The sequence below is a fragment of the Nonomuraea rosea genome, from assembly GCF_039539705.1.
Classification (GTDB): Bacteria; Actinomycetota; Actinomycetes; order Streptosporangiales; family Streptosporangiaceae; genus Nonomuraea; species Nonomuraea rosea.
This window is the reverse complement of sequence record NZ_BAABDQ010000013.1, coordinates 243,867-263,888: the sequence shown is the minus strand read 5'-3', so window position 1 is coordinate 263,888 and position 20,022 is coordinate 243,867. Positions and strand designations below refer to the sequence as shown.

Genomic DNA, 20,022 nt, shown 5'->3' with positions numbered 1-20,022 from the left:
TCCAGCAGGTTACCGGCACTCACTTCAGCATCGCCTCCAGGACGGCCTTTGCGATCGGCGCGGCGGTGTGGCCGCCGGTGGCCTCCGCGCCGACGTTGGCCGCGCCGGACTCGACGATGACCGCCAGGGCCACCTTCGGGTTCTCGGCGGGCGCGAAAGAGATGAACCAGGCGTGCGGAGGCTGCTTGTCCGCCGTCTCCGCGGTGCCCGTCTTGCCCGCTACTTGGACGCCTGGCACCTGCGCCAGGTTGGCCGTGCCGTTGTTGACGACGCTCGTCATCATCTCGCGCAGCTTGCCGGCCGTCTCGGAGCTGACGGCCTCCGTCAGCTCCTCCGGCTGCGCCTGGTCGATCGTGTCGCCCTTGGCGTCAGTGATCTTGTTGACCAGGTACGGCTTCATCACCGTGCCGTCGTTGCCGATGCCCGCGGCGATCATGGCCATCTGCAGCGGCGTCATCTGGTTGCTCCGCTGCCCGATGGAGGCCATCGCGACGGCCGCCTGGTCCTCGCGGGGGCCGAAGCTGCTCTGGGCCACGCTCATCGGGACGGCGATCTGCTCGCCCATGCCGAACTTGGCCGCCTGCTCCTGCATCTTGTCGTAGCCCAGCTCCATGCCCATCTTGCCGAAGGGCGTGTTGCAGGACTTCTCCAGCGCGTAGACAAGTGTGACCTGGCCGCTGCCGCAGGCCGCGCCGCCGTAGTTGGGCAGGCTGAGGTTCGTGTTGGGCAGGGGCAGGCGCTGGGGCGCCTCCACGGAGGTGGTGGGCCCGCGCGAGGAGTCGTCCTCCAGGTAGGCCGCCATGGTGACCACCTTGAACGTCGAGCCCGGCGGGTAGGTGCGCGCGATGGTGCGGTTGAGGAGCGGCTGGCTCTTCTCCTTGGCCAGCTCGTCGTAACGCGCGAACACCTGCGGCTTGCTGGTGCCGGACAGCTCGGCGGGGTCGTACGTGGGCAGCGAGACCATGGCCAGGATCGCGCCGGTCTTCGGGTCGAGCGCCACCACGGCGCCCCGCTTGCCGCTCTCCCGCAACGCGTCGTAGGCCGCCTTCTGCGCCTTGGGGTTGATCGTGACGTCCACGCTGGCGCCCTTGGTGGGCTCGCCCGTGAACAGGTCGATGCTCCGCCTCAGCAGCAGGTCCGCGCTGGAGCCGTCGAGCAGTTTGTTCTCGGACGCCTCGATCGCGCTCGCGCTCTCCGGCGAGAAGAAGCCGGTGACGTGCGCGTAGAGCTTGCCCTCCGGGTATTTCCTGACGAACTTGAATTCGTTGCTGTCGGTCTCGATCGACTGCGCGATGACCTTGCCGCCGGCGGTGATGCGACCGCGCTCGATGGCGTAGCGGTCGTAGTAGTTGCGCGTGTTGCGGGCGTCGGAGCGCAGGCCCTCGGCGCGTACGGTCTGCAGGAAGTTCGCGTTGATCATCAGGAGTGCGAACATGACCAGACAGGCCACGGCCACGCGCTTCAGAGTGCCGTTCATCGCTGGAACACCTGCGTCAGTCCTTCGTTCTGGATCGCCTGGGGCGGGGGCCGTCGGGCCGCATCTGACATGCGTACCAAGAGGGCGATAAGGATCCAGTTAGCCAGCAGTGCCGATCCACCCTGTGACATGAACGGGGTGACCAGGCCGGTCAGTGGGATGAGGTTCGTCACGCCGCCGACGATGATGAACACCTGCCAGGCGAGAATGAACGACAGGCCGCTCGCCAGCAGCTTGGAGTAGGGGTCGCGAGCCGCCAGCGAGGTGCGCAGCCCGCGCTCCACGATCAGCGCGTAGATCATCAGCAGCGCCATGATCCCGGTCAGCCCGAGCTCCTCGCCGGTGGCGGGGAAGATGAAGTCGGAGAAGGCCAGCGGGATCAGGTCGGGGTGGCCCTGGCCGAGCCCCGTGCCGAGGATGCCGCCCGCGCCCAGCCCGAACAGGCCCTGCATGATCTGGTAGCTGCCGCCGTACTCGCGGTCGTAGTAGGCGCTGCTGCCCGGGTCGAGCCAGACGTCGAACCGGTCGCCCACGTGACTGAAGATCTGCCCGGCCAGGAACGCCCCGCCGACGAAGAGCAGGATCCCGATCAGCACCCACGACGTGCGCTGCGTGGCGACGTAGAGCATCACCACGAAGCCGCCGAACAGCAGCAGCGACGAGCCCAGGTCCTTCTGCATGACCAGCACGCCGATGGCGACCGCCCAGGTGATGATTACGGGACCGAGGTCGCGCGCCCTGGGCAGGTCGATGAACAGCAGCCGCCGCCCGGCCAGCGCCAGCACGTCGCGCTTGGCCACCAGGTAACCGGCGAAGAAGACCACCAGCGCGATCTTGGCGAACTCCGCCGGCTGGATGCTGGCGGCGCCGAACCCGATCCAGATGCGCGCGCCGTTGATCTCCTTGCCCAGCCCGGGCACCAGCGGCGAGATGAGCAGGACCACGCCGACCAGCCCGGCCGTGTAGGTCAGCCGCTGCAGCGTCCGGTGGTCACGCAGCACCAGCAGCGTCACGGCGAACAGCACCACGCCCGCGCCGGTCATGATGATCTGGCTGGTGGTCGAGGCGCCGGACTGCAGCTTCGCGCCGGAGTTCTCCAGCCGGTAGATCATCACCAGGCCGAGGCCGTTGACCAGCGTCACCAGAGGCAGGATCAGCGGGTCGGCCCACGGGGCGAACTTGGCCAGCACCAGGTAGGCGGCCAGCATCAGGCCGCCCAGGCTCAGGCCGTAGGTCAGCATGCTCGCGGGAATCGTGTCGTTCATGGCCAGGCCCACGTTGGCGTACGCGCCCATGACCATCAGCACGGCCAGAGCGAGCATGATCAACTGGGCCCCGCGGCGCTTGGCCGGCATCGGGACCGCAGAGGCGGCTACTTCGCTCATCTATTGCTGTTTCGTTTTGGTCGCGGTCGCGGATGCCGACGCGGTGGGTGTCGGCGTCGCGGTCGCGTCAGGGGACGCGTCGGTCTTCTGATCCTGGGAGAACTTCAAACCGTTGATCCTCGTGATGCCCTCGGCGACGGTGGCGACTTCGATGCCGCTCTTGATCACTGCCTGGTCCGCCTCGGACAGCTGGGAGAGCTGCCTGCCGGTGGACTTGGAGACGTGGAAGAGCTGGAACGGACCCACCTCTTTCTGGATTCCCTGGTACACGACCACCTCGTCGCCCGCAGCACCGACGAAGAACTGGTCTTGAGTCCACTGGTATCCAAAGTAACCGCCGACGCCGACGGCGACTATGCCGATGCCGAGCACGGTGACCAGCACGGGCCACACACGACGACGCTTGCCCGGGCGCTTGGCCGCGTTCGCGACCGGCTCCTCGAACTCGTCATCGGTGATCACCGGCTGAGGTGCGGTCACCGCGCCGAGTCGCCCCGGCGAGGTCTCCTGGGGACTCCCGTGCAGCCGCGTCATGCCCGCTGCGCCCACGACGGACGGCTCGGCCGGAACCGGTTGCCCGTCGGTGATCTCCAGCACGTCGGCCAGCACGCAGGTGATGTTGTCGGGCCCGCCACCTCTGTTCGCCAGATCGATGAGCTGGCGGACGACCTCTTCCGGGTCGTCGATGTTGGTGAGTGTGGCGTGCAGCGTCTCTGCGCTCACCACACCCGACAGGCCGTCGGAACACAGTAGGTAGCGATCGCCCACCTGCGCCTCGCGGAGCGTCAGGTCGGGATCGACCTCACCGCTGCCGTCGAGTGCGCGCAGCAGGATCGAACGCTGCGGATGCGTGGCCGCCTCTTCCGGTGTGATGCGCCCGTCGTCGACGAGCTGCTGCACCAGCGTGTGGTCATGGGTGATCTGGTAGAGCTCCCCGCGCCTGAGCAGATAGGCGCGCGAGTCGCCGACGTGCACCAGAGCGACCTGGGTGCCGTGCCAGAGCATGGCTGTGAGAGTCGTGCCCATGCCTTTGAGGCTGGGATCCCGCCCCACCATCTCATGCAGCTTGCGATTGGCGTCGCGTACCGCTGCCTCGATGGCGTTGAGCAGGTCGCCCCCCTGTTGGGCCTCTTCGAGAGTGGCCATGGCGGCGATGGCGACTGAGCTCGCCACCTCGCCGTGTGCGTGCCCGCCCATGCCGTCGGCGACGGCAAGCAGGCGGCCGCTAGCGTACGCCGAGTCCTCGTTTCCTTCGCGGAGGAGGCCGACGTCCGAGCGGGCGGCGTAGCGGAGTGCGATGGTCATTTGCGCAATTCAATGACTGTCTTGCCGACGCGGATCGGAACACCGAGCGGCACCGGGGTCGGACGGGTGACTTTCGAGCGGTCGAGATACGTGCCGTTGGTCGAACCGAGATCTTCCACGATCCACTGACCGTCCTGGGGGAAGAGCCGGGCATGCCGGCTGGAAGCGTAGTCGTCGGTGACTACCAGCGTGGCGTCATTGGCCCGGCCAATGGTGATGGGCGTCTCCGTGAGGTTAATGGTGGTGCCTTGCAGTGGGCCACCTGTAACGATGAGCTGGCGTGGCTCGCCCTTTTTACTCTTGGGCTTGGCCACGGGTTTGGCGGGTTTGACACCCTTACGTGCTCCAGCGGGAGCAGTGCGTGAGCCGAACAAGTCAGTCCGGATCACGCCGACTGCGGCAATGACGAAAAACCACAGCACCGCCAGGAAGGCTAGCCGGATCAGCAGCAGCGTGAGCTCGGACATGGACCGTTTGTCTACCCCTAATCGCGCCGGAACACCAGAGTCGTGCGCCCCAAGGTCACTCGCGTGCCGTTCTGGAGCTCGATCCTGCGTACCGGCTGGCCATTGACGAAAGTGCCGTTGGTCGATCCGAGGTCGACGAGCGCGACGAGCTGCCCTTCGACGCGGAGCTCCGCGTGATGACGCGAAACACCTGGATCGACCAGACGAAGATCGCAGTCGGTGCCCCTGCCGAGCAAGGTCACCGGAGTGGTGAGCTCGTAGGAACGGTCACCCTGCGGGTCGTCCTGAGTGGAGACGAGCAGCCTGGGCCGCCCGTTGAACGCGCCGGGCCTCGACGGGGGCAGGTCGCTCGCCGGCTGGCGAATCTCATCCTGCTCGACCGTCGCGCCGCGGATGACGCCGGAACGGATGCGGAACAATCCCACAGCCAGGTCCCCGGCGGTCTCGAAACGGACCCGGACCGGTCCCACGAAGGAGTAGCCCTGTTCTTTGGCGTACTCCCTGGCGAGGTTGGCCAGCTCATGGCTGATGCTGTCGGCGTAGACCTCTAGCCGTTCGCTGTCGGTCGTGGACAGCTCAACCACGAAGTCGTTGGGCACGAGCGTACGACCTTGAGCGACGATCGCCGCACGCTCATCCATCTCCCGCTGAACCGCGCTGGCGACCTCGACCGGCTGAAGGTCAGATTTGAACGCCCGCGCAAAGGCCCCCTCAACCAAGCCTTCGAGCCTTCGCTCGAAGCGCTGAAGGACTCCCACCGGGTACCTCCCTTCCTCCGTGCATATGATCGCGGCCCCCAGACGCTTCCGGCGCCCGGTTCCCGCTCGTTCCACGTCACGGCGTCCCTGGCGCTCGTCGGCTGTCGCGCCCAGCTCCTCCGCTCCCGTGTCTTATGCGATCGTATCCGGGTTCAGTACCAGTGGCTGTTCCGTGCTAATGTTCTTTCCGCACCCACCAGGGCGGGTGGCGGAACGGCAGACGCGCACGGTTCAGGTCCGTGTGTCCGAAAGGACGTGAGGGTTCAAATCCCTCCTCGCCCACTCGGTGACTGGGGACTCTTGGTCGCCTTTCCCTTCGGGGTAAGGCTCCCTCGGGTCCCTTCGCCATATCTGCCCGGGGGATGACCCCCGGACCCCCAGGGGGAAACCCTTCCGGGGGAGCTCCCATCGGAAACCCTCACGGGCGGGGGTCCCCTTCGGCTCTGCTCGTCTTAGTGAAGCGCAGACCCACATTGGCGAAGTGAGCTCCGGATCGCAAGGGTCCGGGGCCTTTTTTCCTTCTGTTCTGTGGTCTGGTGCTGCGCGGGTTAAGGCCGCCCGGTGAACGTACGTCTTCTTGGTTGCATGTTGCTTTCGGGCCGCTTGCTGGTTGGTGATGTGTTTTAGGTCACATTACCGATTTCTATTGGTCCCGTCCCGTGACCCCAGACCCGGGTCGCTTGGCTCCAGGCCTTGCCCTGGGCCCCGTTCGCGGGGCCCAGGGGTCCTGGGGTCAGGCGGCTGTTTTGGTGTCCAGTAGTTCGCCCAGGAGGTCGGTGAGGCTCACCATGCCGATGACGTTGTCGGCTTGGTCGATCACCAGGGCGAGGTGGGAGCGGGACTCCTGGAGGGCCGTCACGGCTTCCGGCACCTGGGTCACGCACGCCAGCCTGGGGATGGGGCGGGCCAGGTCGGCCGCTGTGCTCGACGGGTTCAGGAGGGCGTCCCGCGCGTGCAGGACTCCCTGGATCGAGCCTGCCGTGCCCACCAGGAGGCGCAGGTGGTTGCTGCCCGCGGCGGTCGAGCGGATCTGGGCCGCGTCCGCCGCTGGAGGCACCATGACGGCCTGGCCGATGGGGACCATGAGACGTTCGATGCCCTCGTTGTCCAGGCGCAGCGCGCGGGTCAGGAGGTCGTGTTCCTCCCGGTCCAGCAGCCCCATCCGGCCCGACTCACCGACCAGCATGGCGAGCTGGCGCGGCGTGCGGGTCGTCGCGAGCTCGTCCCGCGGCTGTACGCCGAACAGGCGCAGTATGACGTTCGTCAAGCCGTTCAGTGTCGAGAGCAGGGGGCGCATCAGCCACGTGAAGGCACGGAACGGGACCGTCAGGATCATGGCGGCGCGCTCCGGGTGCGTCAGCGCCCAGGACTTGGGGGCCATCTCCCCGACGACCATGTGCAGGAACGTCACCAGGGCCAGGGAGAACGTGAGCGCGATGGGCAGGCGCAGCGACTCCGGGATGCCCACGGCCGCGAAGACCGGCTCCAGGTAGTGCTCGATCGCCGGCTCCGTGACCTGGCCCAGGCCCAGGGTGCACAGGGTGATGCCGAGCTGGGCGCCCGCCAGCATCATGGAGAGCTGGCGCCCGCCGCCCACCGCCGACTTGGCGGTGAACCTGACCAGGCGGTTGCCGCCCGTGGCCATCTCCTCCAGGCGATGACGCCTGGACGACACGAACGCGAACTCGGCCGCCACGAACAGGGCGTTGAACGCCAGCAGCGCGACGCTGATGAGGATCATCGTCATCGGGCCGCCTCCGCGTGCTGGACCGGCGCGACGCGCACCCATTCGGGCACGCGGCGGTTGAGCGACATCACCGTCAGCTCGGCCTGGCCCTCGTCGGGGTCGTCGGCGAACGGGTCGATGTGCGCGGCGACGGGAACGGTCACCGTGTCCCCGGGGTTGGGCATCCGGCCGAGCCTCGCCAGGACCAGCCCGGCGAGCGTGTCGTAGTCGTCGCTCTCCGGCAGTGCCACGCCGGTGGCGCGCTCGACCTCGTCGAGCCTCAACCGGCCGGGCACCTCCCAGATGCCTTCCGGCTGCTCGACCACGCCCGCGGGCTCGGGGTCGTTCTCGTCCATGAGCTCGCCGACCAGCTCCTCCGCCAGGTCCTCGACGGTGATCACACCGGCCAGGCCGCCGTACTCGTCGATGACGCAGGCGATGTCGTCCTTGGCGGACCGCATCCTGTCCAGTACGGCGGGCAGCGGCACGGAGTCGGGCACGAGCAGCGCCGGGCGGGTGATGCCGGCGATGTCGCCCTCGTCAAGCCCGGACGAGAGCAGCTCGCGCACACCCGTGACGCCCATCACGTCGCCGTCGTCGCCGACCACCGGGTAACGGGAGTGACCGCATTCGCGCATGACCTGGATCAGGTCGGAGATGGGCTGCGAGCCGCGCAGCGCGACCACGCGGGGGCGCGGCACCATGATCTCCTCAGCGGTGCGGTCGCCGAACTCCAGCGCACGTTCGAGCAGCTCGGACAGCTTCGGCGGCAGCTCGCCCGCCTGGGTCGACTCCTCGATGATGCGGGAGAGCTCCTCCGGCGTGGCGCCGTGCTCGATCTCCTCCACGGGCTCGATGCCGACGCGCCTGAGCAGCCCCGTGGCCGCCGAGTCGAACAGCCGGACCACCGGCCCCACGACCGCGAGGTAGACCAGCGTCGAGCCGGCCAGGAACTTCGCCACCGGCTCCGGCCTGGCGATGCCCAGGTTCTTCGGCGCCAGCTCGCCCAGCACCATCTGGATCACGGTCGCGACGAACACGCCCGCGGCGACGGAGATCCCCGTGATCATGGCGTCGGACATGCCCGTGCCGATCAGCCACGGCCGTACGATCGTGGCGATCGCGGGCTCGGCCAGGAAACCGACCAGCAGGGCCGTGACCGTGATGCCGAGCTGGGCGCCGGAGAGCATGAACGACAGCCGGGAGGTCACTTGAAGCGCCTTCTCGGCGGCGGCGTCACCGGCGGCGGCCTGCTCACGCAGGATGCCGCGGTCAGCGGCGACGAAGGCGAACTCCTGGGCGACGAAATAGCCGGTCGCGGCCGTCAGGAGGAAAAGGGCCAGAAGCCCCAGATAGGCGCTCACCGCAGTGAGCTCTCAGAGGAACCCGTGCCTGAGCACGGGCAAAGACTCCACGGGTCCGACGCGGACACGATCTTCCCTTCGATAGAGGTCGTCCAAAACCTTAACGACGCTGCTGGCGTCTATGTTTCCGAAGTGACTCTCAGCTAGTTCTGCGTACTTTTCCGTGGGAAAAGCTTGGCGGAGTGTCTTCACTGCTCTGGGGTTCGACGTAGCGTCTATGGCAACCGAAGGGAAGAAGGCGAAGTGTCTGAGGACGATCGGACGCGGGCCATGCGCTCGCCGGGCGACGGCCGCCCGCTGCCTCCACGGCCCGGTGACGGCCAACGCTCAGGCGGTGCTCCCGCGCACCGCGTCCCGTCCGCGGGGCCTGGCGCGCCCACGCACAAGCTCCCAGCCGCCACGCAGATCCCGGAGCCGGCGCCGCAGACCGCCTCCCCGAGCGGATCGCCCAGGCCGGGCGGTCGCGTGTACGGCAAGGAACGTTCCGGCAGCAGCCCTGTCAGGCCGCTGAGGTCGCCTTCGGACAAGGAGCCCAGAGGGCCGCGCAAGCGGGTGCGGGTGCGGGGCAAGACGATCCTGATGATCATCGCAGGGCTGCTCGTGGTGCTCCTGGTGGCGGCCGTGGGCCTGTTCTTCTGGATCGACTCGCGGCTCGGCGGCATCGATGCCGCGCTCGAAGACTACGAGGGCCGCCCCGCGGACACCCCGGGCACCAACTGGCTGCTGGTCGGCTCCGACAGCCGCAAGGGCCTGTCGGCCAACCAGCGCAAGAAGCTGGCGACGGGCCGCTCGGCCGGGCAGCGTACGGACTCGATGATGCTGCTGCACATCCCCGAGGGCAGCGACAAGCCGACGCTCGTCAGCCTGCCGCGTGACTCCGCCGTCACGATCCCCGGCAAGGGGCGTGACAAGCTCAACGCCGCCTACGCGGCCGGCGGGCCGAAGCTGCTGGTACGCACCATCGAGACGGTCACGGGCGTGCACGTCGACAACTACATGGAGATCGGGTTCGCCGGCTTCGTGGACATCGTGGACGCCGTCGGCGGGGTCGAGATCAACGTGCGCGCCGACGTCGACGACCCCAAGGCGGGCCTGAAGCTGAAGAAGGGCACCCAGATGCTCAACGGCTCGCAGGCGCTCGGATACGTACGCACCCGCAAGGGCGGCGCGCTGCCCGACTTCGAGCGGACCAAGCGGCAGCGGCAGTTCCTCGGCGCGGTGGTGAAGAAGGCGGCCAGCCCGGGAGTCCTCATCAACCCGTTCACCTCGATCCCGCTGGCGATGAGCGCGACCGACGCAGTCGCGGTCGATTCGAGCACGGGGGCGTTCGACATGCTCTCGCTGGGGCTGGCCATGGGCGACAGCCCGGTGACCACGGTGGTGCCGTTCGGCGGCAACGAGATCGCGGGCGGCGGCACGGCGGTCAAGTGGGACAGGGTCAAGGCCCTGGCGCTGTTCGACGCGTTGAAGAACGACAAGCCGGTGCCCAAGGAGATCATCGACGCCGGCTGAGTCCGCTGCGCACGGCCTCCCGCGCCGAGCGGGGGCCGTGCCCTGTGTCAGTGCTACGTGCCAGTTCAGCTCGACGTGATCGCGCCGGCCACGGCGGCCGAGGTGATGGCGGCCGTCATGGCCGAGTTGATCGCGGCGATGGTCTTGGCGACCGCGTCGGCGGCCCAGGCGCCCTCGGCGATCTCCTGGATGCGCTCCTTGCTCGCGCCGGGGAACGCCTTGCGGTCGAGCTTGGCCGCATGCATGATCGCGATCAGGACGGCCGTGCGGGCGTCCGGGTCCGCCCCGCCGAGCGCGCTGGAGACCCGCTCCCTGACGTTCGCCTCCACGCTCGGGTCGGCCTCCGGCCAGCGCGTGGTGGGGAAGATGCCGAGGATCTTGCCGCGCTCCTCGGCCAGCACGCCCGACTCGGCCAGCCGGGTGAGCAGCCGCCTGCGCAGCTTGCCCGACTGCAGCCGCTGGACCCACCAGGCGGGCTTCCTGGCCTTGCCCTCGGCGGCGATGCGGGCCAGCGTGGTGTCCAGCTCGTCGTCGCCGAGCGGAGCCGGGCTCGTGAGCGTCAGCTTCTTGTCCGACAGCTCCACCCGCTCGGCCACCGCCAGCTCGGCGATGATCGCGCCCGCGAGCGCGGGGTCGAGCTGCGTCGCGCTGATGAGCTGCTTGCCCTCCTCCTCGGAGTAGGCGAGCAGAAGGAGCTCTTCGGCGATCGTCACAGTCATGCTTCGACACTAACCTCCCAGCCATGACTATCTCGGATGAGTTGCACGCGATCGGCCGGCCGCTGCTCAAGGCGCAGCTCGAACATCCCACCGTGGCCGGCATCGCGCGGGGCGACCTGGCCGAGCCGGTGTTCAGGTCGTGGCTGGAGCAGGACTACCTGTTCCTGCTGGACTACGTGCGGGTGTTCGCCCGGCTGGCCTGGCAGGCGCCCGCGGCGCATCTGGGCGACCTGGTGGACCTGGCGCACACGACGTACCACGACGAGCTGAGCCTGCACAGGACGATGTCGGCGGAGTTCGGGGCGGATCTGGAGGGGGCGGTGAAGGGGCCGGCGTGTGCGGCGTACACGGCGTTCCTGCTGGAGTCGGCGGCGACCTATGGGGAGGGGTTGGCGGCGCTCTATCCGTGCATGTGGGGATATTCGAGTCTTGGGCAGATTTTGGCGGAGAATCCGCCCGCCGAGCCGCGGTACCGGGCGTGGGTGGACACGTACGCGGATCCGGGGTTCGCGGCGCTGACCGCGCGGATCGGGCAGCTGATCGACGAGGCGGCGCCGGACCGGGGCAGGGCGGAGGCGCTGTTCGCGGAGGGGATGGCGCACGAGCTGGCGTTCTGGAGCGTGCCGTAGTCATCGGGGCGCGCGCCGTACTCTGGTGGCATGCCGGAACTTCCCGAAGTGGAGTCTCTGACCGGCTTCCTGCGCGAGCGGGCGGTCGGCCGTACGGTCCTGGGGGTCGACGTGGTCGCCTTCCAGGCGCTCAAGACGTTCGATCCGCCGGTCACCGCGCTCGGCGGGCTGACCGTCACCGGTGTGTCGCGGCACGGCAAGTTCATCGACCTCGACTGCGACGGCCTCCACCTGATCTTCCATCTGGCCCGCGCCGGGTGGCTGCGCTGGCGTGACGACCTCTCGGGCGCGAAGCCCGTCCGTCCCGGCAAGGGGCCGCTGGCGGTACGCCTCAGGCTGGCGCCCGACGAGGAGGGGCTGGCTCCCGGGTTCGAGCTGACGGAGGCGGGGACGCAGAAGCGGCTGGCCGTCTATGTCACGAAAAATCCTGACGATGTCCCCGGCGTCGCCGCCCTCGGCCCCGACCCCCTCGACGAGTCCTTCACCGTGGCCGCGCTCAAGCGCATCGTGGGCGGCAACCGTACCCAGATCAAGGGCCTGCTCCGCGACCAGAAGATCATCGCCGGCATCGGGAACGCCTACTCGGACGAGGTGCTGCACGCGGCCAAGATGTCCCCGTTCAAGATCTCGGCGACGCTGACCGACGCGCAGATCGCCGATCTGCACGAGGCCATCATCACCACGCTCAGGGACGCGGTCGAGCGCGCGCACGGGCTGGCGGCCAAGGACCTCAAGGCGGAGAAGAAGTCGGGGCTCCGGGTCCACAACCGGGCGGGGCAGCCCTGCGACGTGTGCGGCGACACGATCCGTGAGGTGTCGTTCGCCGACTCCGCGCTGCAATACTGCCCCACCTGCCAGACCGGCGGGAAGCCGCTGGCCGACCGGCGGCTCTCCCGGCTGCTGAAGTAGCGCTCAGGCGCCGACGGACACCCGCTCCTCCGCCCGCGGGCGCCCGGCCCTGGAGCGCAGCCCGGCGACGGCTATGAGCGCGGCGAACAGCGTGGCCGTCACCGGCACCACCAGCGCCGTGCGCATGGCGGCCAGCCCGGCCTGGGCCGAGGTCGCGTCACCGAGCGCGGCCACGTTGACCGCGGTGACCACCGACAGGCCGAGCGCCGCCCCGAACTGGAACGAGGAGTTGATGAGGCCGCCGGCCAGGCCCTGCTCGTGCTCCGCGATGCCGTCCGTGGCCACGATGGTGAGCGGCCCGTAGACGAAGGCGAACATCAGGCCGATCAGCAGCATCGACGGCAGCATGGCCGCGTACGCCCAGTCCAGGCCGACGCCGAGGAAGAGCGCGTACGCCAGCAGGCCCGACAGCAGCCCGCCGAGCACGACCTTGGCGTTGCCGTACCGGTTGACCAGCCAAGGGGTGAGCGTCGGGGCGAGCACCACGTCGGCGGCGGCCGCGAGCAGCGCCAGCCCCGTCTCGATGGTCGACCAGCCGCGCAGCTCCTGAAGGTAGAGCGTGACCAGGAACTGGAAGCCGAAGAACGAGGCCGTGAGCAGGGCCGCCGTCAGGTTCGCCCGGACCAGCGCGGCCGATCTGAAGATGCCGAAGCGGACCAGCGGGCTGGCCGAGCGGCGTTCGATGGCGACGAACGCCCCCAGCAGCGCCAGGCCGCCGGCGAAGACCCCGATGGTCAGCGGCAGGCCGTCGGCCGGGTGCTCCAGGCGTACCACGCCGTAGACCAGCAGCATCATCGCGCCCGTGACGCTCGCCGCGCCCGCCACGTCGAAGCCCGCGACCGGCGGCCGCTCGGCGGCGGGCTCCTTCAGCAGCGGGATCGCGGCCAGAAGGATCACCAGCGACAGCAGGACGGGCGCGAAGAACACCCAGCGCCAGCCGAACGCGGTCAGCACGCCACCGGCCACCAGCCCCAGCGCGAAGCCCGCGGCCGCGGTGCCCGCGTAGATCAGCAGGGCCTTGTTGCGCTGCCTGCCCTCGGGAAAACTGGTGGTGACCAGGGAGAGCCCGGCGGGCGTCATGAACGCGGCGGCCACCCCTGTCACGAACCTGGCCACCAGCAGCACCCAGCCCTCGTTCGCGAAGCCGCCGAGCCCGGAGAAGACCAGGAACACCCCCAGCCAGAGCAGGAACATCCGCCGCCTGCCCAGCAGGTCTGCCGCCCGCCCGCCGAGCAGCATGAACCCGCCGTACCCGAGCACGTACGCGCTCACCACCCCGCTCAGCAGCCCCGTGGACAGCCCGAGGTCGGCCCGGATGGCCGGGAGGGCGACGTTCAGCATGCCGACGTCGATGCCCTCCAGAAATATGGCCCCACACAAAACGATCAGTACGCCCCACGAGCGGGCAGGCATCGCCATGACAAAACCCCCGGTTACCTTTAGGCAGGTCGGTTCTCTCTTGTAACCGTCCACATCATGCGGCAACATGGAATCTCGTGGAAGACGGCACTTTGGAATCACTCGGTTACTGCGAAGGCACCATGGACGACGACGACTACGACGTGCGCCAATGGGACGTCCGCGAGGGCTGCGAGGTCCGCCAGATCCTCGACCGCATCGCGGACAAGTGGTCGCTGCTCGTCATCGCCCTGCTCGACTGCCAGAGCCTGCGCTTCACCCAGCTCCGCCGCGAGATCGACGGCGTCAGCCAGCGCATGCTGAGCGTGACCCTGCGCCAGCTCGAACGCGACGGCCTGGTCACCCGCACGGTCCACCCCGTCGTGCCGCCCCGGGTGGACTATGCGCTGACGCCGCTCGGCCGCACCCTCCACCAGACCATCAAGTCCCTGGTCACTTGGACCGAGGAGCATCAGGAGGAGATCGCCGAGGCGCGTGTTTCCTACGATGCGCGACGCGCGACAATGGAGTCATGACCGTTCCTGAGATCGAGGCCAGTGCCATTCCCGCCGACGCCTATCTGCTCGACGTCCGTGAGCAGGACGAATGGCTGGCGGGGCACGCGCCGGAGGCCGTGCACATCCCCATGACGCAGATCCAGGGCCGGGTCGAGGAAGTGCCCGGCGACCGTACGATCTACGTCGTCTGCCGGGTGGGCGGCCGGTCCTTGCAGGTCGCGGCGTGGCTCAACCAGCTCGGGCGCGACGCGGTCAACGTCGGCGGCGGCATGCAGTCGTGGGAGTCCGCGCAGCGTCCGATGGTCAGCGAGACCGGCCAGGAGCCGTTCGTCGCCTGAAGTCACCCACTATGGCGGTTTCGCCGCCATTGAGGCATCATGAGGTCGCTAACTACAGATCGTCGCGGGAGCTCGGGGTCGCCGGGCTGAGAGGGCAGCAACTGGTCCGCTGCCGACCGCCTGAACCTGTCCGGGTAATGCCGGCGTAGGGAGTGTGCGATGTCGCATGCCGTCGACGAAGTTCCGCTGACCCTCGAAGGACGGCCACCGAAGACGCTGGGCGTGCTCGACCAGGGTGCGCTCTGGGCGAATCTCGGTGTCAGCCTGCTGGGCTTCTCCGGGGCGCTGTTCCTGCTCGACCCGCTCGGCAATGCCCCGCTGAGCCTCGCCGCCGCCCTCGCGGCGGCGGTGGTCGGCAGCCTGATCGGCACGGCCATGGTGGGCCTGTCCGCCATCCCCGGCACACGGACCGGGCAGCCGGCGATGGTGCTGCTGCGCGGGCTGTTCGGGGCGAAGATCTCCTACGCGCCCACGGTGCTGAACATCGTGCAGATGCTCGGCTGGGGCGCCTTCGAGCTCTGGGTGATCGCCAAGGCCGCGACCGCGATCTTCGGGTCGGTGCCGTACCAGGTGTGGGTGATCGTGGCGGGGGTGCTCACCACGGCGCTCACGATCTGGCCGCTCGGCTCGATCCGCCTCCTGCGCCGGTACGTCACCGTCGGCGTGATCGTGTCGCTGATCTGGTTCGGCTGGTTCTTCCTGACCGAGGCCCAGCCGCAGACCGGGGGGTCGTGGACGGCGTTCGCCCCGGCCGTGGACTACGTGATCGCCCTGTCGGTGTCGTGGGTGCCGATGGCCGCCGACTTCGCCAGGCACTCCAGGTCGAGCAGGGCCGCGTTCGCCGGCGTGGTCGGCGGTTACACGCTGGCGCAGGTGGCCTGCCTGGGGCTGGGCGTCTACGCGGTGGCGATGGCCGGCGCGGGCGCGGTGCAGGCCGACAGCACGGCGGTGTTCGCGCCCTTCGTGGCGGTGCCGCTGGGCGCGCTGTTCTTCGGCATCCTGGTGCTGCGTGAGACCGACCAGTCCTTCGCCAACGTCTACTCCACCACCGTCTCGCTGCAGAACCTGATGCCGCGCGTGGACCGGCGCGTCTTCTCGGTCGCGATCGGGATCCTGACGGTCGCGATCGCCCTCGTGGTGGACGTCACGTCGTACGGCGCGTTCCTGGGCGTGATCGGGGCGGTGTTCGTGCCGATGTTCGCGGTGCTGGCGGTCGACTATTTCCTGCTCGGCGGCTCCCACCGCTGGAACACCGCGGAGAACGCGCCCTCGCGCTGGTCGATGCTGGTGCCGTGGGCGCTCGGCTTCGTCGCCTACTGGCTGACGACCTCCACCCCCACCGTCGCGGCGTGGGACGGGCTCTGGCAGTCGGCCCGCGAGCTGATCGGCTTCACCCGGCAGACCTGGATGAACGGCGCGCTGGGCGCGGCCCTCGTGGCCGCCGTGGTGACGCTGCTCATCGGCTGGCCGCGACGGCGCTCATCCGCCCGCTGAGGTGCGCCTTTCCACGTTGAGCAGGTGCTGCTTGGCGGCCACGCCACCCGCGTAGTCGCCGAGCTCGCCGTCCTCGCGCACCGCCCGGTGGCACGGCACGATCACGCAGATCGGGTTGGAGGCCAGCGCGTTGCCGATCGCCCGCAGCGCGCGCGGCCTGCCGATGCTCTCGCCGATCCGCTCGAACGTGGTCGTCGTGCCGTAGGGGACGCCCATCGTCTTCTGCAGCACCGTGCGGGCGAAGGATGTGGCCAGCGACAGGTCCACCGGCGTGGCGAACGCCCGCAGGCGGCCGGAGAAGTAGGCGTCCAGCTCTCTGCGCACCGGGTCGAGCCGCCGCGGATCGGGCCCGATGAACGTGCCCACATGCCTGCTGAGCAGCTCGAACACGCTGTTTTCCGGCTCGAAGCTGCAGGCCGCGATGCCCTTGCCGGTCACGGCGAGCACCATTCTGCCCACGGCGCCGTCATAGGTGCCGAACGCGATGTCCGGCGGTGTCTCACCCTTGTAGGTGCTGGAGGTCACGCGCAGCAGGGCATCGAGATCGCCGCTCGACATAGCCTCACCCTCCCACCCGCCGGGAATCACCGTGACCGCAGCGTATCGGACGGATCGCCCGACGCACCCACCGCGCCACGTGCACTATGGAGGAGTGGGGGACGAATGGGCCGGTAGTGACGACGAGATCGCTCGTGCGGTGCTCGCCAGCTCGCCCAATGCCGTCGTGGCGCTCGACAGGGATCAGAGTGTCCTTGTCTGGAACGACGCCGCCGAGCGGCTCTTCGGGTGGACGGCGGAGGAGATGCTCGGGCGCAGGGCGCCGATCGTGCCGGGCGAGCTGAAGGCCGAGCACAACGCGGTGCTCGAACGCGTACGCACCGGCGGGCAGGTCTCGCTGCGTACCAAGCGCCTGCGCAGCGACGGGACCATGCTCGACGTGCGGGTGGACATCAGCGCGCTGCGTCTGGGCAGCGCCGTGGCCGGCTACGTCTGCGTGCACCATCTGGCGCAGGCCGACGAGGTGGCCAGGAACCGCATGGCGCGCCGGGCCAGGCTCGTGCGCAGGCTCACCGACGTGGTCGGTGACATCAACTCCGAGCTGGAGCTGTCCGCCGTGCTCGACCGGATCTCGGCGAGTCTTACGGAGCTCACGGGGGCCGACGCGGGCGGGTTCGTGCTGATCGAGGAGGATCGGCTGCGGCTGGTCAGCACGTACCGGCTGCCTGAGAGCATCAGAGGGACCACCACGGACCTGCGTACGAGCCTGGTGGACAAGCTTTTACGCACCGGCAAGACCGTCATGCTGGAGTCGGACGGGCTGGAGGACCTGGTGTGGGCGCGGCTGAAGGGGCTGCACACGATCGCGCTCGGCCTGGCCGCCGTCGGCGGGCGGCCCTACGGCGCCCTGTACGCGCTGTTCGCCCGGCGCACGCCTGGACACCTGGAGCTGGAGCTGCTGGAGCTGCTCGCCGGGCACGCGGGCATCGCCGTCGGGAACGCGGTGGCCTACCAGGAGGCGGTGCGGCAGCGGGCGCATGAGCGGGCCGTGTTCGACGCCAGCGCCGACGGCATCGCCGTGCTCGACGGCGGGGGCCGCGTCGTGCGCTGGAACCCGGCCGCGGCCGAGCTGACCGCCTTCCCCGCCACCGCCGTCATCGGCGGGCCGCCGCCGTTCCCGCTGCCCAAGCCGGGGGAGAAGGTCACGTTCCAGATGGAGACCGGGCGGTGGCTGGACGTGGTGAGCGCGCGGATCGAGGAGACCGGCGAGGTGGTCATCGACTTCCGCGACGTGACCACGGCCAAGGAGCTGGAGGAGGCCAAGGACCTGTTCCTGGCCACGACCAGCCACGAGCTGCGGACGCCGATCACGATCGTGCGGGGGTTCGCCAGCACGCTCGATTCGCGCTGGGACAAGCTGAGCGACGCCGAGCGGCGTTCTGCCGTGCACACGATCTCGGAGCGGGCCAGGTCGCTGGGACAGCTCGTGGACCACCTGCTGCTCGGCGCGCGGGCCGGGGCGGAGGAGCTGAAGGTCAAGATGGAGACGTTCGACCTGGCCGAGCGCATCAACGCGGCCACGCTCGGGCTGCCCGTCCTGTCGGACAAGCACCGGGTCGAGGTGATCATCCCTGAAGGGCTGCCGCACGTCCTGGGGGACCCGCTGGCTACGGACATCGTTCTGGGGCAGTTGCTGGAGAACGCCTTCAAATACTCGCCGAAGGGCGGTTTGATCAGCGTCGAGGCGTGGCCCGAGGACGACAACGTCGTGGTGGTCGTCGATGACGAGGGCGTCGGTATCGCCCCGCCTGACCGGGAGCGGATCTTTGAGAGATTCGTCCAGGTGGACAGCGGCGATCGTAGACGGTTTGGTGGAGTGGGGCTCGGGCTCTACATCGTCCGCAGTCTCGCCAGGGCTCAGGGGGGAGATGTGAGTGCTCATCCGCGGCCTGGAGGCGGTACGAGGATGCGCCTTGTCCTTCGTTGCGCTTCCAATATCGGATCCGACACACCGATGCGGTAACGAGGTGGTCACGGTTGAGCTGATCTATCGTCCAATGTGTACAAGCTGTGATCGAGATGCGGTTTCTGGGATTGAGTAACGGGGCATTTCGGTCGTACCGGGGAGTGTTCCCGCGGGGGGCACAGGGAACGGGGAGGTGGGTGTGTCAAGCGTGGTGCTGCTGCCGTACGCGCCGTCCAGCGTCGCCGTCGCCCGCCAGCGTCTGAGCACTGACCTGCAGGAAAGCGGGGTCTTTTCCGCTGCCATCGACGATGCGGTGCTGGTGGTGAGCGAGTTGCTGAGCAACGCGCTGCGGCACGCGCATCCACTGCCGTCGGGCATGGTGAGAGTGGCCTGGCTGCGTAGTGACGATCACATCGAGGTGGCGGTGAGCGACGGGGGTGCGGCCACAGAGCCGCGGGCGGGCCGCCCGACCCTGTCCTCGCTCGGGGGCCGTGGGCTCGGCATTGTCGAATACGTCGCGGAGAGCTGGGGGGTTCGGCACGACGGGGACACGACGACGGTGTGGGCGATACTGCCCGCCCCCAACGGATCGATGAACGGGCAGGTCACAGGGCAGGTGGCGGCCCTCAGAGAGGCCGGCTAGCCAGCACCGCGCGCTCCGAGACGGCCCACGCCGACGAGACGAGCAGGTACACGCCGGCCGCCAGGGGGAGCACCAGCGCGGCCAGCACGGACCCGTACGGGAGGAACGGCGCGAGCTTCCTCATGAGTTCCGGCTGCTCTTCCGAAATCTTGATTTGCCTGGTGGAAAGCCATGCCACCACCGCGACCAGTGCGATGACCACTACAAAGACCAAAACCGGGGTGCTGAGCAGACCGTAATTAGCGATGACGCCTGCCACTTGCTGACCCAGCGGAGCCCCGAACAGGTCGTGGCCCACCAGTGCGGTCGGATGCGTGGCCACCCGATACATCAGCCACATGAACGGCAGCTGCGCGAGCATGGGCATGAAGCCGGCGAACGGCGAGCTGCCCTCTTTGGCGTAAAGCGCGGACGTCTCCTTGACGAGGCGCTCGGGATTGCGCGCGAAACGCTTCTGCAATTCGCGCAACTTGGGGGCGAGGCGCTCGCGGATTTTCGCGATGCGGGCCTGACGGACGTTGAGCGGCAGCAGGAGCAGCCGTACGGCCAGTGTGAACAGCACGATTCCGAGCGCGGCATGGCCGCCGGACACGGTGATGACGAACGTGACAAGTGAATCGATCATGAGCCCAACCCTTTGGGGAGACAGGTTTCAAGGGCTCACTGCGGTCATGGCGAAGTGAGCCCCGCTTGACGGGAAGCGGGGCTCGGTTAAGGAGCGCGTGGACGCGAACGCCCGGCCGCGCCGGGATCACGCTGGCGCTGGAAGGCCGTGCGGCGCGCGTAGGTCAGCGGGAAGGCCGATGGCTCGCCGCTGAGGGCCGGCAGCAACGTGGCGGCCCACGCAGCCAGCAGCAGGATCGCCATCATGGTGATCCCGGCCAGCCACGGATCGAACAGGAACTGCGTCACTGTG

General features: G+C 68.8%; 20 protein-coding genes, 1 tRNA gene and 1 riboswitch. Of the genes, 9 read left to right on the top strand and 12 right to left on the bottom strand.

The window, feature by feature from the left end:
• Nucleotides 1-19: 19 nt before the first annotated feature.
• The 5 genes from ABEA43_RS29225 to ABEA43_RS29205 are packed head-to-tail and all read right to left on the bottom strand — an operon-like array spanning nucleotide 20 to nucleotide 5,392.
• Nucleotides 20-1,477: a peptidoglycan D,D-transpeptidase FtsI family protein gene (locus ABEA43_RS29225; protein WP_345566730.1), complete on the bottom strand. Its 1,458-nt coding sequence runs from the start codon at nucleotides 1,475-1,477 to the stop codon at nucleotides 20-22.
• Entirely contained in the window at nucleotides 1,474-2,862 is a 1,389-nt protein-coding gene (locus ABEA43_RS29220; RefSeq protein ID WP_345566729.1) for an FtsW/RodA/SpoVE family cell cycle protein, read from the bottom strand. Before ABEA43_RS29220 ends, ABEA43_RS29225 begins: the two co-directional genes overlap by 4 nt.
• Nucleotides 2,863-4,167, bottom strand: a complete 1,305-nt coding sequence (locus ABEA43_RS29215) for a Stp1/IreP family PP2C-type Ser/Thr phosphatase (RefSeq protein WP_345566727.1) — start codon at nucleotides 4,165-4,167, stop codon at nucleotides 2,863-2,865.
• The gene (locus ABEA43_RS29210; protein ID WP_345566726.1) at nucleotides 4,164-4,634 is read right to left on the bottom strand and encodes an FHA domain-containing protein FhaB/FipA; all 471 of its coding nucleotides are present in this window, start codon (nucleotides 4,632-4,634) and stop codon (nucleotides 4,164-4,166) included. The genes ABEA43_RS29215 and ABEA43_RS29210 overlap by 4 nt, the downstream gene beginning before the upstream one ends.
• Before the next feature lie 17 nt (nucleotides 4,635-4,651).
• Nucleotides 4,652-5,392 carry an FHA domain-containing protein gene (locus ABEA43_RS29205; protein WP_125640997.1) on the bottom strand — a complete coding sequence of 247 codons (741 nt, stop codon included), beginning with the start codon at nucleotides 5,390-5,392 and terminating at the stop codon, nucleotides 4,652-4,654.
• A gap of 199 nt (nucleotides 5,393-5,591) precedes the next feature.
• Here ABEA43_RS29205 and ABEA43_RS29200 point away from each other — a divergent pair.
• Nucleotides 5,592-5,674 (top strand) — tRNA-Leu (locus ABEA43_RS29200).
• Nucleotides 5,675-6,125: 451 nt separating this feature from the next.
• Here the strand turns inward: ABEA43_RS29200 and ABEA43_RS29195 are convergent.
• Together ABEA43_RS29195 and ABEA43_RS29190 are read right to left on the bottom strand one after the other, a co-directional pair.
• A complete protein-coding gene (locus tag ABEA43_RS29195; protein ID WP_345566725.1) occupies nucleotides 6,126-7,139 on the bottom strand; it encodes a hemolysin family protein in 1,014 nt (337 codons plus the stop codon).
• A complete protein-coding gene (locus ABEA43_RS29190) occupies nucleotides 7,136-8,482 on the bottom strand; it encodes a hemolysin family protein (protein WP_345566724.1) in 1,347 nt (448 codons plus the stop codon). The genes ABEA43_RS29195 and ABEA43_RS29190 overlap by 4 nt, the downstream gene beginning before the upstream one ends.
• 243 nt (nucleotides 8,483-8,725) lie before the next feature.
• On the opposite strand from ABEA43_RS29190, the gene ABEA43_RS29185 reads away from it, so the two are divergent.
• A complete protein-coding gene (locus ABEA43_RS29185; protein ID WP_345566722.1) occupies nucleotides 8,726-9,994 on the top strand; it encodes an LCP family protein in 1,269 nt (422 codons plus the stop codon).
• Between the two features lie 65 nt (nucleotides 9,995-10,059).
• Here the strand turns inward: ABEA43_RS29185 and ABEA43_RS29180 are convergent, their stop codons facing one another.
• Complete coding sequence (locus ABEA43_RS29180; protein ID WP_345566720.1) at nucleotides 10,060-10,713, bottom strand: GOLPH3/VPS74 family protein; 654 nt, start codon at nucleotides 10,711-10,713, stop codon at nucleotides 10,060-10,062.
• 23 nt (nucleotides 10,714-10,736) lie between these two features.
• Between ABEA43_RS29180 and ABEA43_RS29175 the strand changes: the two genes are divergently transcribed.
• Together ABEA43_RS29175 and ABEA43_RS29170 are read left to right on the top strand one after the other, a co-directional pair.
• Nucleotides 10,737-11,342: a TenA family protein gene (locus ABEA43_RS29175; protein ID WP_345566718.1), complete on the top strand. Its 606-nt coding sequence runs from the start codon at nucleotides 10,737-10,739 to the stop codon at nucleotides 11,340-11,342.
• Nucleotides 11,343-11,372: 30 nt separating this feature from the next.
• The gene (locus ABEA43_RS29170) at nucleotides 11,373-12,251 is read left to right on the top strand and encodes an Fpg/Nei family DNA glycosylase (RefSeq protein WP_345566716.1); all 879 of its coding nucleotides are present in this window, start codon (nucleotides 11,373-11,375) and stop codon (nucleotides 12,249-12,251) included.
• A gap of 3 nt (nucleotides 12,252-12,254) precedes the next feature.
• Here the strand turns inward: ABEA43_RS29170 and ABEA43_RS29165 are convergent, their stop codons facing one another.
• Nucleotides 12,255-13,670 carry an MFS transporter gene (locus ABEA43_RS29165; protein WP_345566714.1) on the bottom strand — a complete coding sequence of 472 codons (1,416 nt, stop codon included), beginning with the start codon at nucleotides 13,668-13,670 and terminating at the stop codon, nucleotides 12,255-12,257.
• Nucleotides 13,671-13,792: 122 nt separating this feature from the next.
• On the opposite strand from ABEA43_RS29165, the gene ABEA43_RS29160 reads away from it, so the two are divergent.
• The 3 genes from ABEA43_RS29160 (at nucleotide 13,793) to ABEA43_RS29150 (ending at nucleotide 15,999) form a co-directional block, all read left to right on the top strand.
• A complete protein-coding gene (locus ABEA43_RS29160) occupies nucleotides 13,793-14,185 on the top strand; it encodes a winged helix-turn-helix transcriptional regulator (RefSeq protein ID WP_345566712.1) in 393 nt (130 codons plus the stop codon).
• Nucleotides 14,182-14,505, top strand: a complete 324-nt coding sequence (locus ABEA43_RS29155; protein ID WP_345566710.1) for a rhodanese-like domain-containing protein — start codon at nucleotides 14,182-14,184, stop codon at nucleotides 14,503-14,505. Before ABEA43_RS29160 ends, ABEA43_RS29155 begins: the two co-directional genes overlap by 4 nt.
• 54 nt (nucleotides 14,506-14,559) lie before the next feature.
• A riboswitch (TPP riboswitch) is annotated at nucleotides 14,560-14,674 on the top strand.
• On the top strand, nucleotides 14,665-15,999 hold the full coding sequence (locus ABEA43_RS29150; RefSeq protein WP_345566708.1) for a purine-cytosine permease family protein: 1,335 nt from the start codon (nucleotides 14,665-14,667) through the stop codon (nucleotides 15,997-15,999). Its footprint overlaps the riboswitch before it by 10 nt.
• On the opposite strand, the gene ABEA43_RS29145 is transcribed toward ABEA43_RS29150, so the two are convergent.
• Nucleotides 15,985-16,557, bottom strand: coding sequence for a methylated-DNA--[protein]-cysteine S-methyltransferase (locus tag ABEA43_RS29145; RefSeq protein WP_345566706.1), 573 nt, complete (start codon nucleotides 16,555-16,557; stop codon nucleotides 15,985-15,987). The genes ABEA43_RS29150 and ABEA43_RS29145 overlap by 15 nt on opposite strands.
• A 94-nt stretch (nucleotides 16,558-16,651) precedes the next feature.
• On the opposite strand from ABEA43_RS29145, the gene ABEA43_RS29140 reads away from it, so the two are divergent.
• Both ABEA43_RS29140 and ABEA43_RS29135 read left to right on the top strand, forming a co-directional pair.
• Nucleotides 16,652-18,520 carry a sensor histidine kinase gene (locus ABEA43_RS29140; RefSeq protein ID WP_345566704.1) on the top strand — a complete coding sequence of 623 codons (1,869 nt, stop codon included), beginning with the start codon at nucleotides 16,652-16,654 and terminating at the stop codon, nucleotides 18,518-18,520.
• Between the two features lie 136 nt (nucleotides 18,521-18,656).
• Nucleotides 18,657-19,106 carry an ATP-binding protein gene (locus ABEA43_RS29135; RefSeq protein WP_425570378.1) on the top strand — a complete coding sequence of 150 codons (450 nt, stop codon included), beginning with the start codon at nucleotides 18,657-18,659 and terminating at the stop codon, nucleotides 19,104-19,106.
• On the opposite strand, the gene yidC is transcribed toward ABEA43_RS29135, so the two are convergent.
• Both yidC and ABEA43_RS29125 read right to left on the bottom strand, forming a co-directional pair.
• Nucleotides 19,090-19,731 carry a membrane protein insertase YidC gene (gene yidC / locus ABEA43_RS29130; RefSeq protein WP_345566701.1) on the bottom strand — a complete coding sequence of 214 codons (642 nt, stop codon included), beginning with the start codon at nucleotides 19,729-19,731 and terminating at the stop codon, nucleotides 19,090-19,092. The genes ABEA43_RS29135 and yidC overlap by 17 nt on opposite strands.
• Before the next feature lie 86 nt (nucleotides 19,732-19,817).
• The gene (locus tag ABEA43_RS29125; protein ID WP_345566700.1) at nucleotides 19,818-20,018 is read right to left on the bottom strand and encodes a DUF6412 domain-containing protein; all 201 of its coding nucleotides are present in this window, start codon (nucleotides 20,016-20,018) and stop codon (nucleotides 19,818-19,820) included.
• Between the last annotated feature and the right edge of the window lie 4 nt (nucleotides 20,019-20,022).

Coding starts and splice junctions, on each gene's coding strand:
- ABEA43_RS29225 (WP_345566730.1), bottom strand. CDS start 1,477: ATGAACGGCACTCTGAAGCGCGTGGCCGTGGCCTGTCTGGTCATGTTC.
- ABEA43_RS29220 (WP_345566729.1), bottom strand. CDS start 2,862: ATGAGCGAAGTAGCCGCCTCTGCGGTCCCGATGCCGGCCAAGCGCCGC.
- ABEA43_RS29215 (WP_345566727.1), bottom strand. CDS start 4,167: ATGACCATCGCACTCCGCTACGCCGCCCGCTCGGACGTCGGCCTCCTC.
- ABEA43_RS29210 (WP_345566726.1), bottom strand. CDS start 4,634: ATGTCCGAGCTCACGCTGCTGCTGATCCGGCTAGCCTTCCTGGCGGTG.
- ABEA43_RS29195 (WP_345566725.1), bottom strand. CDS start 7,139: ATGACGATGATCCTCATCAGCGTCGCGCTGCTGGCGTTCAACGCCCTG.
- ABEA43_RS29180 (WP_345566720.1), bottom strand. CDS start 10,713: ATGACTGTGACGATCGCCGAAGAGCTCCTTCTGCTCGCCTACTCCGAG.
- ABEA43_RS29175 (WP_345566718.1), top strand. CDS start 10,737: ATGACTATCTCGGATGAGTTGCACGCGATCGGCCGGCCGCTGCTCAAG.
- ABEA43_RS29170 (WP_345566716.1), top strand. CDS start 11,373: ATGCCGGAACTTCCCGAAGTGGAGTCTCTGACCGGCTTCCTGCGCGAG.
- ABEA43_RS29165 (WP_345566714.1), bottom strand. CDS start 13,670: ATGGCGATGCCTGCCCGCTCGTGGGGCGTACTGATCGTTTTGTGTGGG.
- ABEA43_RS29160 (WP_345566712.1), top strand. CDS start 13,793: ATGGACGACGACGACTACGACGTGCGCCAATGGGACGTCCGCGAGGGC.
- ABEA43_RS29155 (WP_345566710.1), top strand. CDS start 14,182: ATGACCGTTCCTGAGATCGAGGCCAGTGCCATTCCCGCCGACGCCTAT.
- ABEA43_RS29150 (WP_345566708.1), top strand. CDS start 14,665: ATGTCGCATGCCGTCGACGAAGTTCCGCTGACCCTCGAAGGACGGCCA.
- ABEA43_RS29145 (WP_345566706.1), bottom strand. CDS start 16,557: ATGTCGAGCGGCGATCTCGATGCCCTGCTGCGCGTGACCTCCAGCACC.
- yidC (WP_345566701.1), bottom strand. CDS start 19,731: ATGATCGATTCACTTGTCACGTTCGTCATCACCGTGTCCGGCGGCCAT.